Origin of the sequence: Amycolatopsis vancoresmycina (assembly GCF_000716785.1) — a bacterium.
GTDB classification, from domain to species: domain Bacteria; phylum Actinomycetota; class Actinomycetes; order Mycobacteriales; family Pseudonocardiaceae; genus Amycolatopsis; species Amycolatopsis vancoresmycina.
In genome coordinates this window covers 336,930-353,273 of record NZ_JNYY01000009.1, presented here as the reverse complement: position 1 = coordinate 353,273, position 16,344 = coordinate 336,930, and the positions used below count along the sequence as shown (strand labels likewise).

At 72.1% G+C, this 16,344-nt stretch carries 10 protein-coding genes; 6 read left to right on the top strand and 4 right to left on the bottom strand.

The genetic code is table 11. From position 1 onward, the window contains the following. Window positions 1–53: 53 nt before the first annotated feature. Window positions 54–350: a DUF4440 domain-containing protein gene (locus OO60_RS24075; RefSeq protein WP_003102447.1), complete on the top strand. Its 297-nt coding sequence runs from the start codon at window positions 54–56 to the stop codon at window positions 348–350. Window positions 351–422: 72 nt separating this feature from the next. Here OO60_RS24075 and OO60_RS24070 read toward each other — a convergent pair whose 3' ends face one another. Next, window positions 423–2,063, bottom strand: coding sequence for an acyl-CoA synthetase (locus OO60_RS24070; protein WP_003102449.1), 1,641 nt, complete (start codon window positions 2,061–2,063; stop codon window positions 423–425). A gap of 151 nt (window positions 2,064–2,214) precedes the next feature. On the opposite strand from OO60_RS24070, the gene OO60_RS24065 reads away from it, so the two are divergent. Next, complete coding sequence (locus tag OO60_RS24065; protein WP_033262112.1) at window positions 2,215–3,903, top strand: bifunctional 3'-5' exonuclease/DNA polymerase; 1,689 nt, start codon at window positions 2,215–2,217, stop codon at window positions 3,901–3,903. Between the two features lie 95 nt (window positions 3,904–3,998). On the opposite strand, the gene OO60_RS24060 is transcribed toward OO60_RS24065, so the two are convergent. Next, window positions 3,999–5,759 carry a sialidase family protein gene (locus OO60_RS24060; RefSeq protein WP_004562684.1) on the bottom strand — a complete coding sequence of 587 codons (1,761 nt, stop codon included), beginning with the start codon at window positions 5,757–5,759 and terminating at the stop codon, window positions 3,999–4,001. A gap of 116 nt (window positions 5,760–5,875) precedes the next feature. On the opposite strand from OO60_RS24060, the gene OO60_RS24055 reads away from it, so the two are divergent. Beyond that, window positions 5,876–6,616 carry a maleylpyruvate isomerase family mycothiol-dependent enzyme gene (locus OO60_RS24055; protein ID WP_004562685.1) on the top strand — a complete coding sequence of 247 codons (741 nt, stop codon included), beginning with the start codon at window positions 5,876–5,878 and terminating at the stop codon, window positions 6,614–6,616. Here OO60_RS24055 and hrpA read toward each other — a convergent pair. Together hrpA and OO60_RS24045 are read right to left on the bottom strand one after the other, a co-directional pair. Further along, window positions 6,613–10,449 (bottom strand): ATP-dependent RNA helicase HrpA, encoded by a 3,837-nt coding sequence (gene hrpA / locus OO60_RS24050; protein WP_004562686.1) that lies wholly within the window; start codon window positions 10,447–10,449, stop codon window positions 6,613–6,615. The two genes, OO60_RS24055 and hrpA, sit on opposite strands and share 4 nt — an antisense overlap. Before the next feature lie 225 nt (window positions 10,450–10,674). Beyond that, entirely contained in the window at window positions 10,675–11,838 is a 1,164-nt protein-coding gene (locus OO60_RS24045; RefSeq protein ID WP_004562687.1) for a lactate 2-monooxygenase, read from the bottom strand. A 110-nt stretch (window positions 11,839–11,948) separates the two neighbouring features. Here OO60_RS24045 and OO60_RS24040 point away from each other — a divergent pair, with 110 nt between their 5' ends. The 3 genes from OO60_RS24040 to OO60_RS24030 all read left to right on the top strand — a co-directional run bounded on the left by OO60_RS24040 (window position 11,949) and on the right by OO60_RS24030 (window position 16,333). Next, on the top strand, window positions 11,949–13,127 hold the full coding sequence (locus tag OO60_RS24040; protein ID WP_033262110.1) for a saccharopine dehydrogenase family protein: 1,179 nt from the start codon (window positions 11,949–11,951) through the stop codon (window positions 13,125–13,127). 150 nt (window positions 13,128–13,277) lie between these two features. Beyond that, a complete protein-coding gene (locus tag OO60_RS24035) occupies window positions 13,278–15,371 on the top strand; it encodes a M4 family metallopeptidase (RefSeq protein WP_033262109.1) in 2,094 nt (697 codons plus the stop codon). Between the two features lie 77 nt (window positions 15,372–15,448). Then, window positions 15,449–16,333, top strand: a complete 885-nt coding sequence (locus tag OO60_RS24030; protein ID WP_003056498.1) for a hypothetical protein — start codon at window positions 15,449–15,451, stop codon at window positions 16,331–16,333. Window positions 16,334–16,344: the final 11 nt, after the last annotated feature.

The following is a 16,344-nucleotide window of genomic DNA, read 5'->3' as shown; positions in this document are numbered from 1 at the left end:
ATCTCGGCCAGGTGGCCGATGTTCACCTCCGCGGTGCCTGCGACCGTCGGAGCGTGGAGACCTTCGAAGAGATGCTGGCCCGCTGGTCGGACGCCGACGCGGACGGCGACGCCGAGGCGCTGGGCCCGCTGCTGGCCGACGGTTTCCGCGGCGACGGCCCGGCCGGGCGCGTGCTCGGCAAGGCCGGCTGGCCCGGCCGCGTCCCGGCGGGCGCGTTCCGGTGGACGCGCCTGCAGGTGACGCCGTCGGTCGGCGTCGCGACCGGGCACCGCGACGGCGTCGCCTGCACGGTGGTCGCCGAATGCCTTGACGGACGCTGGCGGATTGTCAACGTGCAGCGCGGCTCATGAGGTGGTCACCTTGTCGTGAGTGTTTAGGCGGGTTCTAACTCGCCTAAACACTCACGACCAGCCGCGGCAGACCTACTCTCGGGACAGCTTGGTGCGCAGCACCTTTCCGGTTGCGTTGCGCGGCAGCTCGTCCAGGAATTCGACGTCCCGCGGCACCTTGTAGCGGGCCAGGTTCGCCTTGACGTAGTCGCGGATTTCGTCGGCGTCGAGGTCGGCCCCTTCGGCACGCACCACGAACGCCTTGAGCCGCTGCCCGAACTCCGGGTCCTCGACCCCGATCACCGCCGCCTCGATCACGTCCTCGCGCTCGACGAGCAGGTTCTCCACCTCGATCGGGAACACGTTCTCGCCGCCGGAGACGATCATCTCGTCGTCGCGGCCGTCGATGAACAGGAGGCCGGCTTCGTCGAAGTGGCCGACGTCGCCGCTGGAGAGCAGGCCGTCGATGATCTCCTTGTGGCGGCCGTCGGTGTAGCCGCCGAAGCTCAGGCCGCTGCCGACGAACACGCGCCCGGTGACGTTCGGCTCGGTGATCTTCCGGCCGTTCGCGTCGTAGAGGGCCACCTTGCAGCCGACCGGCGCGCGGCCGACCGTGCCGGGGGCCTTCGCCCAGTCCTCCGGCGTCGCGACCGTGGCCACCGCGACCTCGGTGGAGCCGTAGAGGTTGTGCACGACCGGGCCGAACGCCTCGTTCGCGCGGTTGCCCAGGTCCGGCGAGAGGGCCGAGCCGGCGACGAAGATGATCCGCAACGCCGAGGTGTCGTACTTCTCGCGGACGTCCTTGGGCAGGTCGACGATCCGCTGCAGCATGGTCGGCACCAGCACCAGCGCGGTGCACCGGTGCTCGGCGACCCCGCGCAGCGCCTCTTCGGGGTGGAACTTCCGCCGCATCACGACCTTCGAGCCGAGCGCGAAGGACAGGATGAACTGGGACAGGCCGGTGCCGTGGAACAGCGGCGCGCCCATGTAGGTGGCTTCGTTGGACCGCAGCGGGATGCGGTCGAGGAACTGCGCCGACGCCAGCGCGGAGGTGTGCGGCCGCGGCGCGCCCTTCGGCGTGCCGGTGGTGCCGCTGGTCAGGAGCACGAACCCGCCGGGCTTGGCCGGTGCGGGCCACGGCCGGTCGTCGGTGCTGGCGATGATCTCGTCGAGCACCGGGACGGTCCGGTCGGCCAGGTCGGCGCCCGGGTCGACCCAGGCGAGGTAGCGGTCGACGCCGTCGGGGATCGCGTCGAGCAGGCCGGTGAACTCCTGGTCGTAGACGAGCGCGGTGACGCCTTCGCGCTTGGCGACGTCGGCCAGCTGCGGCTTCGCGAACCCGGTGTTCATCAGCAGCAGGCGGACGCCGAGCTTGCCCGAGGCGGCCATCGTGATGACTAAGCCGCGGTGGTCGCGGCAGAGCGCGGCGACCACCTGGCCGGGCCGGATGCCGCGCTCGGACCAGGCCCTGGCCAGCGCGTTCGACTGGTCGTCGAGCTGCTTGTAGGTGAGCGGGCCGAGCTCGTCGACGATGCCGACGGCGGCCGGATCGCGGCGGGCGGAGATGTGGTTGGCGCCGGCGAACGGGCCGAACTTCCGCAGCGCGACCAGCGAGCGCACGCCTTCGTCGAGGCGCGGGAAGGGGACGAGGCCCGCCCGCCGCATCACGTCGACGCTGCGCACCGTCTCGGTCACCTTGTCCGCCACCGTGGTGGCGAGCGCGACCAGGCTCATCCAAGCACCTCCGTTGCTGCGGGAACGAGCCCATGCCGACGGCGGGCGTACCGGCGGTATGGGAGCTACTGGAGAGTAAACCAACCGTGGGCCGAACGCACCAGCCCGCGAGCGCGCGGAAACTGTCGGTGGCGATCGGCATGATGTTCCGGTGCAGGTCATCGCAGGACGAGAGGAGGACGGCAGCTTCACCGTGCACACGCCTTCGGAAACGGTGTCCGGCCTGGACGAGGCGGCTTTCGCGACGCTGGCCCGGGAGCTGGAGGGCTCGCTGGCGCCGCGCTGGGTGTTCCCGTCGGTGGAGCGGACGTACCCGGTGCTGGTGGCGGCCGGGCTGCGGGTGCGCCGCTGCTACGACCTCGAGCTGGCCGAGGGGCTGCTGCTGGCGTACGAGGGCGCGGAAGCGGAGTCGCGGAGCCTGCGTGCGGCCTGGGCCAGGGCGAACGGCGAGGAACCGCCGCCGGACGCGGCGGCGGTCGAGCTGGCGCAGCCGACGCTGTTCGAGACGCGCGTGCCGACGCTGCCCGACGGCGTGACGGTCGTCACGGCGGTCCGGCGCGTGCTCGCCGAGCAGGAGCGGCGGGTGGCGGCGACCGCGCACCCGGACCGGATGCGGCTGCTGCTGGCCGCGGAGTCGGCGAGCGCGCTGGCCGCGGCCGAGATGTCGGCCGACGGCCTGCCGTGGCGCGCCGACGTGCACGAAGCGCTGCTGGCCGCGCGGCTGGGCCCGCGGGTGCCGGCCGGGCAGCGGCCGAAGGCGCTGGTCGAGCTGGCCGCGAAGATCAGCGAGGCGTTCGGCGGGCGCCCGGTCAACCCGGACTCGCCGCCGAGCGTGGTCCGGGCGCTGGCCCGCGAGGGCATCGAGGTGCCGGCCGCGCGGAAGTACCTGCTCCGCGGCATCGACCACCCGGCGGTCGGGCCGTTGCTGGAGTACAAGGAGCTGTCGCGGCTGTTCACCGCGAACGGCTGGGCGTGGCTGGAGGAGTGGGTCACCGACGGCCGGTTCCGCCCGCACTACGTCGTCGGCGGGGTGGTGTCCGGGCGGTGGGCCAGCCGCGGCGGCGGGGCCCTGCAGATCCCGAAGGTGCTGCGGACGTGCGTCCGGGCGGACCCGGGCTGGAAGCTCGTGGTGGCGGACGCGGCGCAGCTGGAGCCACGGGTGCTCACGGCGTTGTCGGGCGACCGGCGGCTGGCCGACGTCGCGGCGGCGACGGACCTGTACGCGCGGCTGGGCGAGGCGCTGTTCTCCGGCGCCCGCTGGGTCCCGGCCGCGGACGACGACCGCGACGACCGGGCGCGGGCGAAGATCGCGATGCTCTCGGCGATGTACGGCGGCACGTCCGGCGAAGCGGGACCACTGCTGGGCTTGCTGCGGCAGCGTTTCCCGGACGCGGTGTCCTATGTGGAGCACGCGGCCCAGGCGGGCGAGCGCGGCGAGCGGGTCAGGTCCCGGCTGGGCCGGACGTCCCCGGCGCCCTCGGCGGCCTGGCGCGCATTGACCGGCGGGTCGGCCGCGGACGAGGCGGCGGAGCTGAAGGCCCGCCGCGCATCACGCGGCTGGGGCCGCTTCACCCGCAACTTCGTGGTCCAGGCGAGCGCGGCGGACATGACGGCGGTGATGCTGGCGACCCTGCGCACCCGCCTGCCCGCCCCGGCCCACCTGGTGTTCTTCCAGCACGACGAGGTGATCGTCCACACCCCGGCTGCCCTGGCCCCGCAGGTCGCCCAGGCCATCGAGGACTCGGTGACGGAGGCGGCCCGGATGCTGTTCGGCCCGGCCTGCCCGGTCCGCTTCCCGATGCAAACCGCCGCGGTCGACACCTACGCCGACGCCAAATAGCCCGTGATGCCCCTCCAATCACGCGTGATGCCTCCCCCATCACACGTGATGCCCGTTCCGGCCGCTCCCGGGTCGGGAGCGGCCGGCTCAACCGGCTAGGGGAACATCGGCAGGGTCTGCGTTCCGACGTCCTGGTTCGGGAGCGTCCGGCCCGGGTTGCCGCGGAAGTCGGTCCAGACCGGGTGCAGGCGGAAGTCCGCGCCGACCGCCGTGGCCGTGTAGTCGCCGATGAACACGCCCTGGAGCTCCTTGCCCGTCACCGCGCCCGTCGAGACGAACTGGACCTGCGGGTTCGCCGTCTGCGTGGTGATCCTGCGGAGCGGGGACAGGCGGTCGCCCCAGCCGGTGGCGTACGCGTAGTCCAGGCCGATGCCGTTCGGGTCGTACGCGCGCGTGTAGGACGTCACCGCGACGCGGCCGGCGATCGCCGCCACCGCCGGGAACACCTCGTCGGCGCCCGTGCCGATCGTCACCGGCTTCGACCAGCCGTGCCGGCCGTCGGAGCCGCTGAGGAACGCGTCGCCGTTCGTCTTCACCGACTCGCCGTCGCGGTACGTGCCGTTGCGGTCGTCGGCCCAGGTCACCCACAGGTGGTCGGTCACCCGGTCGTAGGTCAGCTGCGGGAAGCTGTTGATCCGGAAGTTCTCGCCGGTCAGCGCGTTGTTGGCGACGTCTTCGTCCACCGGGAAGTCGAAGTCGAGCGCCACCTCGGCGTGCCGGAACGTCCGGCCGCCGTCGCGCGAGGTCGCCACGACGACCGCGTCGTGGTCGGCGGGCTGGTCGCACGCCGCCGTCGCGCACACCGACGTCTCGTAGGCGACCTGGAGCGTCCCGTCGCGGGTGACCACCGGGTTCGAGCCGCTGCCGAACGGCGTGATCCCGCCGGGGAAACCGGTCAGCGACGGCGAAATCCGGCGCATCGGCGACCACGTCCGGCCGAAGTCGCGGGACTTCGACAGCACGATCGGCGATTCGGCGAACGCGCCGGTCGCGTCGTAGGTGAACTGCGTCCAGGTCACGTAGACGTCGCCGGACACCGGGTCGGCGGCGATCCACTCCTTGTCGTTGAAGATCCGCGTCGGCGTCGGCGTGCCCGCCGGGGTGACGCCGTCGAGGTGCAGGATCGCCGGGTCACCGAAGCTGCGGCCGCCGTCGTGCGACACCGACACCGCGATGCCGCTGGCGAGCTGCTGGTCGTCCGGTACCGCGGCCCGGCTGAACACGAGCGTCGCGTAGTACACGGTGCCGTGCGGCCCGAACGCGATCGCCGGGTCGCCGGCAGCGTCCATGTAGGACAGTGGTGCGGCCGCCCCGGTCGGGAAGTCCAGGTGCGGCAGCTGGACGTTCGCCCAGGTCCGGCCGCCGTCGAACGAGGTGTAGGCGAAGCCGCCGGAGTCGTTGCGCGACTCGCGCGTGTTGTACAGCCGGTAGTCGTTCGACCCCGCGACGATGTTGCGCGGGTTCTCCGGGTTGACGGCGACCGTCGTCTCGTTCTGGGCCGTGCTGCAGCCGGTCTGGCTGCCGGTGGGCACGATGGTGTCGCCGTCGATGACGTCGGTGTTCGGCGCGAGCGGCCGGTACGGGTTCGGCTTGCCGATGTAGGTCTGGCAGAGCGCGGACAGCGCGGGGTTGTCGGCGTCCTCCTCTTCCTCCTCGGTGAACTGCTCCTTGAGCAGCGGGTTCGGCACGGTGTGCCGGGCGTCCCCGGCCAGGTTGTGCCGGGCGGCGTGCGGACTCACCGGCAGCGGCGATCCGCCGCCGGCGGCGTGCGCGGCGGGCGCCACGAGCAGCGGCAGAAGCAGCGCGGCACCGATGGCGACGATTCTTCGCTTGGTGGACGAAACACCCAAGGACATCGGGAAGTCCTTTCCCAGGAGGGTCTCCAGCCGACCCAGGCTTGACTTCCGCACGCCGCCGGTCAACCGCCGGAAGTGTGGAGCCGGACATACCGGTTCTTCGGTAATTTGGAACAATGATCGACTACGGCCTCGACCTGTCCGAGGTGGACCACCGCCGCGCCCTGCCCGGCCTGGTGGCCGAGGGGGACGAACTCGACGCCCTCGTCGCGGCGGAAGCCGACTGGACCCGCCCGACCCCGGCCGCGGGCTGGACGATCGCCCACCAGATCGCCCACCTCGCCGCCGCCGACGCGAACGTGCTCGTCGCCGTCCGGACTCCGGAAGCCTTCGAGGAAACGCCGGAGGACGCCGACGCGGTAGCCGCCGCGGGCGCGGCCGAACCGCGCGCGGCCCTGCTGGAACGCTGGCGTACCGGCCGCGCCGAAGTGGCGGCGGCGCTGCGAAACGTCCAGCAGTTCCCGTGGTTCGGCTCGGCGGTCACCCCGACGCTGATGGTGCCGCTGCGGCTGATGGAAACGTGGGCGCACGGGCAGGACGTCTTCGACACCCTCGGCGTCGCGCACCCGGCGACCGGACGGCTCCGGCCCATCGCCGCCCTCGGGGTCCAAGGGCGGACGCTGTCGTTCCACGCGGCCCAGCTGCCCATCCCGGCGGAGCCGTTCCGCCTCGAACTGACCGGCCCCGGCGGCGAAACCTGGACGTGGGGCCCGGCCCATGCCGCGCAACGGATCCGCGGCAGCGCGCTCGACTTCTGCCTCCGCGTCACCCACCGCCGTGCCCTGGCGGAAACCGGCCTCACCGCAACCGGCGAGGACGCGCGGACGTGGTTGGAAATCGCCCGGGTCTTCCTCTAGGCCAGCGCGTCGTCCAGCGCCTTCGTGATCCGCTTCAGCGACACCGGATGCGCCGTTCCCAGCGTCTGCGCGAAGAACGACACCCGCAGTTCCTCGATCATCCACCGCACTTCGCGCAGCGCCGGGGACGACGTGCCCGGCGGCAGCGACGCCAGCGCGTCCTCGTACTCGCGGGTGATCCACGCGATGTCCGCCGTGCGCTGCAGGTCGCGGGTCGGCTCCGAAACCAGCTTCTCCAGCCGACGGGAGATGCCCTGCAGGTACCGCACCACGTGCCGCAGCCGCGAAGCGCCCGTCTCCGTCACGAAACCCGGGTACACCAGCGCCGACAGCTGGGCGCGGATGTCCGCCAGCGACTCCGCCGGGCCGCGCGCCGACGACAGCGCCACCTCGACGTCGTTCGCCGCGCGGAGGATCTTCTCCACGTCCGTCAGCACCGCCAGCACCTCCGGGTGCAGGCCCGCCCGGACCTTCTCCAGCAGCACCTTGAAACCGGTCTCGTCGAACACCGGACCGCCGCCCGCGGCCATCAGCGCGTCCACCGCGCAGTCGACGCAGTCCTCGAGCAGCGCCGCCACGCTGCCGTGCGGATTCCGGTTGAGCACCAGCTTCGACGAGTTGGACAGCGACCGCGTGATGAACTTCATCGGCGAGTTCAGGTTCAGCCGCAGCATCCGCCGGGTGCCCGCCCACATCGCGTGTTCCTGCTGGGCCGGCGTGTCCAGCAACCGGACCGCCACCGACGCGCCCTCGTCGACCAGCGCCGGGTACGCCTTGACGTCGTGACCGCGCTGCTTCGACTCGAAAACGGGCGGCAGCGACCCGAACGACGGCTTGGTCAGGCCCGCCTTTTCCAGCGTGTTGGCCGCCTTCGAGATCGTCTCGCGGACCTTCGGGGCCAGCCGCCGCTGCAGCGCCTCGACATCCTTGCCCTCGGCGACCTTCTTGCCGCGTTCGTCGACCACCCGGAACGTCATCTTCAGGTGGTCCGGCACCGAACCCGGGTCCCAGTCGGCGTACGGCACCGTGATCCCGCGCAGCGCCCGCAGCTCGCGGCCGAGCACCTCCAGCAGCGGACCGTCCGAAGGCGACACTCGCGAAAGGACGTCCCGCGCGGTGTCCGGCGCCGGGACGAAGTTGCGGCGCAACGCCTTCGGCAGTGACTTGATCAGCTGCGTCACCAGCTCCGCGCGCAGGCCCGGCACCTGCCAGTCGAACCCGTCCGGCGTCACCTGGTTCAGCACCGGCAGCGGGACGTGCACGGTGACGCCGTCGGCGTCCGCGCCCGGCTCGAACTGGTAGGTCAGCTTGAAGACCTGCGTGCCCTGCGTCCACGAGTCCGGGTAGTCGCCCTCGCGGACGCTGCCCGCGGACTCGTTGATGAGCATGGACTTCTCGAACGACAGCTGGTCGGGGTCCTCGTGCCGCGCCTTCTTCCACCAGCTGTCGAAGTGCCGCACGGAGACGACATCGGCGGGCACGCGCGCGTCGTAGAACTCGTACAGCGTCTGGTCGTCGACCAGGATGTCCCGCCGCCGCGCGCGGTTCTCGAGGTCCTCGACCTCCTCCAGCAGCGCGCGGTTCTCGGCGAAGAAGTGGTGGCGCGTCTGCCAGTCGCCCTCGACCAGCGCGTGCCGGATGAACAGCGCCCGCGACAGCTCCGGGTCGATCCGGCCGTAGTTGACGCGGCGGTCGGCGATCAGCGGGACGCCGTACAGCGTCACCTTTTCGGTCGCGATCACCGCGCCCTGCTTGCGTTCCCAGTGCGGCTCGGAGTACGACCGCTTGACGACGTGCCCGGCCAGCGGCTCGACCCATTCGGGCTCGATGCGCGCGTTCACCCGCGCCCACAGCCTCGACGTCTCGACCAGCTCCGCCGACATCACCCAGCGCGGCTGCTTCTTGAACAGCGCCGAACCCGGGAAGATCCCGAAGCGGGCACCGCGCGCGCCCAGGTAGTCGCCCTTGGCCGGGTCCTTGAGCCCGATGTGCGAAAGCAGCCCGGCGATCAGCGACGTGTGCACGCGCTGCGGGTCGACCGGGGTCGTGTTGGTGTTCAGCGAGATGCCGAGCGGCTTGGCCAGCTGGCGCAGCTGGCTGAAGATGTCCTGCCACTCGCGCAGCCGCAGGTAGTTCAGGTACTCGGTGCGGCACATGCGCCGGAACTGGTTGCCCGACAACGCCTTCTGCTGCTCGGCGACGTACTCCCAGAGGTTCAGGTAGGCCAGGAAGTCCGACGTCGGGTCGGCGAACCGCGCGTGCTGGGCGTCGGCCGCCTGCTGCTTCTCGGCCGGCCGCTCGCGCGGGTCCTGAATGGACAGTGCGGCCGCGATGATCATGACCTCGCGAACGCAGCCGTTCTTCGCGGCCTCCAGGACCATCCGGCCCATCCGCGGGTCGACCGGCAGCTGCGCGAGCTTGCGGCCGATGTCGGTCAGGCTGCGGTCGGAACTCGTCGAGGAGAACGCGCCCAGCTCCTGCAGCAGGCCGATGCCGTCGCTGACCTGGCGGCGGTCCGGCGGCTCGACGAACGGGAACGCGGCGATGTCGCCGAGGCCCAGCGACGTCATCTGCAGGATGACCGAGGCCAGGTTGGTCCGCAGGATCTCCGGGTCGGTGAACTCGGGCCGGCTCTCGGAGTCCTCTTCGGAATAGAGCCGGATGCAGATGCCGTCGGACGTCCGGCCGCAGCGGCCCTTGCGCTGGTTCGCCGACGCCTGCGACACCGGTTCGATCGGCAGCCGCTGCACCTTGGTGCGGTGGCTGTAGCGCGAGATCCGCGCGGTGCCCGGGTCGACGACGTACTTGATGCCCGGCACGGTCAGCGACGTCTCGGCGACGTTCGTCGCGAGCACCACCCGCCGCCCGGTGTGGGACTGGAAGATGCGCTGCTGCTCGGCCGAGGACAGCCGCGCGTACAGCGGCAGGACCTCGGTGTTGCGGAGGTTCGCCCGGTTCAGCACGTCGGCGGTGTCGCGGATTTCGCGCTCGCCGGAGAGGAACACCAGGATGTCGCCGGGTCCCTCGGCGCACAGCTCCTCGACGGCGTCGAGGATGCCCTGGGTCTGGTCGCGCTCGTCGGCGTCTTCGGAGGGGTCGTCGGGGTCGACGAGCGGCCGGTAGCGCACCTCCACCGGGTAAGTCCGGCCGGAGACCTCGACGATCGGGGCGTCGTCGAAGTGCTTCGAGAAGCGTTCCGGGTCGATGGTCGCCGAGGTGATGATGACCTTGAGGTCGGGGCGGCGCGGCAGCAGCTGCTTGAGGTAGCCGAGGATGAAGTCGATGTTGAGGCTGCGCTCGTGGGCCTCGTCGATGATCAGCGTGTCGTACTGGCGCAGCGACCGGTCGGTCTGGATCTCGGCCAGCAGGATGCCGTCGGTCATCAGCTTGACCAGGGTGTCCTGCCCGGACTGGTCGGTGAACCGCACCTTGTAGCCGACCGCGTCGCCCAGCTCGGTGTGGAGTTCGCCGGCGATCCGGTCGGCGACCGTGCGCGCGGCCAGCCGCCGCGGCTGGGTGTGCCCGATCTGGCCGCGGATGCCGCGGCCGAGTTCCAGGCAGATCTTCGGCAGCTGGGTGGTCTTGCCCGAGCCGGTCTCCCCCGCGACGATCACCACCTGGTGCTTCTCGATCGCGGCGCCGATCTCGTCCTTGAGCTTGCTGACCGGCAGCTCTTCGGGGTATTCGATCTTGGGCACGCTCTCGCGCCGCGACTGGACGCGCAGCTCGGCCTTGTCGACGTCGGCGGCGATCTGCGCGAGCACGGAGTCGCGGTTGCGGGCTTTGCGGGCGCCTTCGAGCCGCCGGCGCAGCCGCTGCTCGTCGCGCGGCATGAGCTCGGGCAGGCGCGCTCGCAGCGCGGTGAAGGGGGATGGCTCGGACATTCTTGGTCCAAGGATAGCCGTGCGTGACGAACCGGGCCTCCGAATATCCCCGGCGCGTGACCGGGCGCACGCCGAAGGCCCCCTCACCGGCGGCGAGAGGCCTTCGGCGGAACGTCAGCCGGGCCGGCCGGGCTGCGGAGCGGGCGCCGGAGCGGCAGCAGCGAGCCGAGCCCCTCACGCCCGCTGCAGCGACTCCGGGCCCAGGTCGGCGAGGGTGCGGTGGCCGGACAGGCCCATGGTCAGGTCGAAGTCCGCCAGCAGGCTGCGCAGGACGTGCCGGACGCCGTCCTCGCCCGCGTGGGCCAGGCCGTACACCCACGGGCGGCCGACCAGGACCGCCCGGGCGCCCAGGGCGAGCGCCTTGAGCACGTCCGCGCCGGTGCGGATGCCCGAGTCGAACAGCACCTCCAGGCGGTCGCCCACCGCCGCGACGATGCCCGGCAGCGCCTCCAGCGCGCCCACAGCGCCGTCGACCTGGCGGCCGCCGTGGTTCGACACGACGATGCCGTCCACGCCCGCCTCGGCCGCGCGGCGCGCGTCCCCGACGTGCTGGATGCCCTTCAGGACGATCGGGCCGTCCCAGTGCTCGCGCAGGAACGGCAGCTGGTCCCAGGTCCGGTCGGTGCCGGTGAGCATGCCGATCCAGCGCAGGATCGCCATGTTCGGGTCCGCCTCCGGCGTCTTCTCCAGCAGGCCGCGGAACACCGGGTCGGTGAACGGGACCGCGCAGCCTTCGCCCTTGAGGAACGGCAGGTACGCCTGGTCCAGATCGGACGGCCGCCAGGCCAGCGTCCACGTGTCGAGGGTGACGACCAGTGCCGTGTAGCCCGCGTTCTTCGCCCGCGTCAGCAGGCTCGCGCAGACGTCGTTGTCGCCCGGCCAGTACAGCTGGAACCAGCGCGGGCCGGCGCCGTTGGCCGCGGCGACGTCCTCGATGCCGGTCGACGACGCCGTGGACAGGATGAACGGCAGGCCGACCGAGGCGGCGGCGCGGGCCGTCGCGGACTCCGCGTCCGGGTGGACGATCGACTGGACGCCGACGGGCGCGACGGCCACCGGCGCGGGCAGCCGGCTGCCGAGCACCGTCGTGGCCAGGTCGCGGTCGGTGGCGCCGGTCAGCATCCGCGGCACGACGCGCCAGCGGTCGAACGCTTCGCGGTTGGCGCGGGCGGTCGCGCCGGAGCCGGCCGCGCCCGCGACGTAGGAGAACGGCCCGGGGGCCATGACCTCGCGGGCCGACGCTTCGAGCTTCGTCGCGTCGGTCGAGCACGGCGGCAGCTGGCCTCCGAGTCCCTGCAGGTAGATCTCGTTCTGGTAGCTGCCGAAGCGTTCGGTCACGGTTGCCTCCTCGCGTTCGAGGGGGCACTGTACCCGCCGGTAGTTCACCCGGCGCCGGGAAGTGACCGACGGGTAACCTGAGCCCGCCGACGTCCCTCGAAGGAGCAGCCATGCGCGCGTACGACGTGGTCCTGTTCGGTGCCACCGGGTTCACCGGCGGCCTGACGGCCGAGTACCTGGCCCGGCACGCACCCGCGGACCTGCGCTGGGCCCTGGCCGGGCGCAACCGCGGCAAGCTCGAGGCGGTCCGGACGCGGCTGGCGGAGGTCGACGACCGGTTCGGCTCGCTGGACCTGCTCGTCGCCGACTCCGGCGACCCGGCGTCCCTGAGGGCCGTCGCCGAGGCCACGAAGGTGGTGATCACCACGGTCGGGCCGTACCTGACGCACGGCGAGCCGCTGGTGGCGGCGTGCGCCGACGCGGGCACCGACTACGTCGACCTGACCGGCGAAGCCGAGTTCGTCGACTTGATGTACCTCGCGCACGACCGCCGCGCCCGCGAGACCGGGGCGCGGCTGGTGCACGCGTGCGGGTTCGACTCGATCCCGCACGACCTCGGCGCGTGGTTCACCGTGCAGCAGCTGCCGGAGGACGTGCCGCTGCGGGTCGACGGCTACGTGCGGGCGGGCGGGATGCCCTCGGGCGGCACGGTGCTCAGCGCGCTCACCATCATGTCCCGGCTGCCGGCCGAGGCCCGGGTGGCCCGCGAGCGGGCGGCGGCCGAGCCGCGCCCGGCCGGGCGGTTCGCGCGAGCCCCGCTCGGGCGCCCGCACCGGCTCGCCGGCGCGGGCTGGTGGGCGGTGCCGCTGCCGACGATCGACCCCGAGGTCGTCCGCCGGTCGGCGACCGCGTCCGAGCGCTACGGGCCCGACTTCACCTACCGGCACTTCGCCGCGTTCAAGCACCTTCCGATGCTGGCCGGCGGCGTCGCGGGAGCGGGCACGCTGTTCGCGGCGGCGCAGGTCCCGCCGGCGCGGCGGGGGCTCTCGCGGCTGCTCGCGCCCGGCAGCGGGCCGAGCCCGGAGCGCCGCGCGCGGTCGTGGTTCTCGGTGCGGTTCGTCGGCGAGGGCGGCGGTTCACGGGTGGTGACGGAGGTGTCCGGCGGCGACCCGGGCTACGACGAAACGGCGAAGATGCTCGCGGAATCGGCGCTGTGCCTGGCAACGGACGACCTCCCGGACACGGCAGGCCAGGTGACGACGGCGACCGCGATGGGCGGCGCACTCGTCGACCGGCTCACCAAGGCAGGCGTCCGCTTCACGACCCTCGTGAGTGGTAAGGCGGGTTAGAACCCGCCTTACCACTCACGAGGCTTTTCACGCTTTCACAGTGCGGGAGCGTGAAATTCCGGCGCTGTGATGAATCTTCTGACGGTCCTGTCCCGCGGTTAGCGTCGATCGGGTTCTCCCTTTCCCCTTCGCGTTTTCCCAAGGAGCGTCATGAGATTGCCCCAACGGTTCGCCGCGCTCGGCGGCGCGACGGCGGCGGGCATGGTGGTGGTCGGCATCGCCGTCGCCGCGCCCGCGCAGCCCGCCCCCGTGCCCCCGCCGTCCGCCGCGCAGGCCCAGGCCAACGCCACCGGCGCCGCCGCCGGCCTGGTCGCCGCCCGCCCCGCCGCCCTGCACGCCGGGAAGCACGACAAGTTCGTCCAGCGGGACGTCCGGTCGGCCGCCGGGTTGTCGTACGTGGTCTACGACCGCACCTACGACGGGCTGCCGGTGATCGGCGGCGACCTGGTCATCGCCACCGACGCCGCCGGCACCGTGAAGACCACCTCCGTCGCGCAGCAGCAGGCCCTCGGGGATCTCGACGTCCACGGCGCGAAGCTGTCCGCCGCGCAGGCGGATGCGGTGGCGCGCAAGCAGGTCCGCGGGCCCAAAAGCCTGCCGGGCGGGCAGCTCGTCGTGGTCGCCGACGGTGCCGGGCGGCTGGCCTACGAGAGCAACGTCGAAGGCACCGACGAACACGGCGAGCCGAGCAGCCTGAGCGTGTACGTCGACGCCGTGGACGGGCGCGTGCTGCGGACCGTCCAGCACCTCGCCGCGGGGACCGGCACGGGCAAGTGGAACGGCCCGGCGCCGCTGCCGCTGAACACGACGAAGTCCGGCAGCACGTATTCGATGGCCGACCCGAACACGCCGAACCTGGACTGCCGCAACTACAGCAGCGACTCCGTCCTCACCGGACCGGACGACAGCTGGGGCAACGGCACCGGCACGAACATCGAAACCGGGTGCGCCGACGCGCTGTTCGTCGCGCAGACCGAGAAGAAGATGCTCTCGGAATGGGTGGGCCGCAACGGGTTCACCGGCAACGGCGGTGCGTGGAAGATCCGCGTCGGGCTCGACGACGAGAACGCGTACTACTACAACTCGCGCCCGGCGTACGTGAACCTCGGGCACAACCCGAGCGGCGAGTGGGTCGGCTCGCTCGACATCCTCGGCCACGAAATGGGCCACGGCGTCGACGACTACTCCGGCTCCGGCGGGTTCTCCGGCGGCGGCACGCAGGAGTTCATCGCGGACACCTTCGGCACGGCGACGGAGTTCTACGCGAACGAGCCGTCGCAGTACGACCCGCCGGACTACGCGATCGGCGAGGAGGTCAACCTGGTCGGCACCGGCGCGATCCGGTACATGTACGACCCGTCGAAGGTCGGCGACCCGAACTGCTACTCCAGCTCGACGCCGAACGCGGAGGTGCACAAGGCGGCCGGGCCGGGTGACCACTGGTTCTACCTGCTCGCCGAAGGCAGCAACCCGACGAACGGGCAGCCGACGAGCTCGACGTGCAACGGCAGCACGGTGGCCGGGATCGGCATCCGCAAGGCGATCAACATCATGCACGGCGCGGTGCAGCTGAAGACCTCCGGCAGCAACTACCTGCGCTACCGCACGTGGACGCTGCAGGCGGCGAAGAACCTGTACCCGGACAGCTGCGCCGAGTTCGACGCCGTGAAGGCGGCGTGGAACGCGGTGAGCGTCCCGGCGCAGTCCGGCGACCCGACGTGCAGCGGAACGCCGCCGACCACGACGACCACCCCGCCCACCACGACCACGCCGCCCACGACGCCTCCTGGCGGGTGCAGTGGCCAGCTGGTGCAGAACCCGGGCTTCGAGTCGGGCCAGGCGTCCTGGACCGACCCGAACACCACCATCGGCCAGTGGGGCAGCCAGGCGCCGGCGCGCTCGGGCAGCTACGACTCCTGGCTCGGCGGCTGGGGTTCGGCGCACACGGACACGCTCACGCAGGCCGTCACCATCCCGGCCGGCTGCAAGGCGAGCCTGACGTTCTGGCTGCGCGTGTGGACGGCCGAGACCGAGAACGTGGCCTACGACAAGCTCGTCGTGTCCGCGGGCTCGGCGACGCTGGCCACGTACTCGAACCTCGACCGCAACTCCGCCTACGTCCAGAAGACGCTCGACCTGTCCGCGTACGCGGGCCAGACGGTCACGCTGAAGTTCGCCGGGACCGAGGACCAGTCGCTGCAGACGTCGTTCGCCGTGGACGACACCGGGGTCACCGTGAGCTGACCCCCGCGGGGCCTGCCACCTACTTTGGTGGCAGGCCCTCGTTGCGCCCGATGCGTCCGGTATTCATGCTTACCCGGATGGAGGCGTTATCAGCGTCGGCCCCGTTCGCCGAGGCCTTCGACCTGGCGATCCGGCAGCGCGGCCTGAGCCTGGAGGCCCTGCAGCGGCGGATGGCGATCCGCGGCGCCCAGGTCAGCCTGGCCACGCTGAGCTACTGGCGCCGGGGCCGCCGTCACCCGGAGGGGCACCGCTCGCTGCACGCGGTCGGCGTCGCCGAAAGCTGCCTCGGCCTGCCGGCGGACGCGCTGACGAGCCTGGTGGCGCGGCCGCGGGTGCGCCGGGCCGAGCCGTGGCCGGGCGGGGTCAGCCTGGCCAGCGCGCTCGGCTCCGAGTCCATGGACCTGGCCGCCTGCGAAGGCATCGACCTCGACGGCAACGCCCGCCTGGCGCTGGTGTCGGTGCACCAGCGGGCGACGCTGGGACCAGACCGGACCGAGCGGTCGGTCCACACGGAACTGGTGGTGACGAGCCGCGCGGACGGCGTCGACCGCTGGGTGTCGTTCTTCCGCCCCCAGACCGGCGGCGGCCACCAGCCGGTGTTGCGTTCGGCGCACTGCTGCCGCCCGGGCCGCGTCAGACGGGACGCGGAATCCGAGCTGGTGGCGCTGGAGCTGCGGTTCGACTACCCGCTGCGAGCGGGCGAGACGTACGTGTTCGACTTCGAGTTCGCCTACGACGGGAAGCCGCCGGAGACGAGCTACCTGCAGTTCGGGGTGCGGGCCCCGGCGCGCCAGATCGTGCTGCAGGCGTGCTTCGACCCGGCGGCGGTGCCAGTGCGGTGCTATCGCTACGACGGGTCGGCGGCCCGGCCGGAGCTGCCGGTGGGGCCGAGCGGGACCAGCCACATCGCGGTGCTGGACGCCCGGCCGGGGGTCTACGGGATGTGCTGGGAGTGGGACTGACCCGTCGTGAG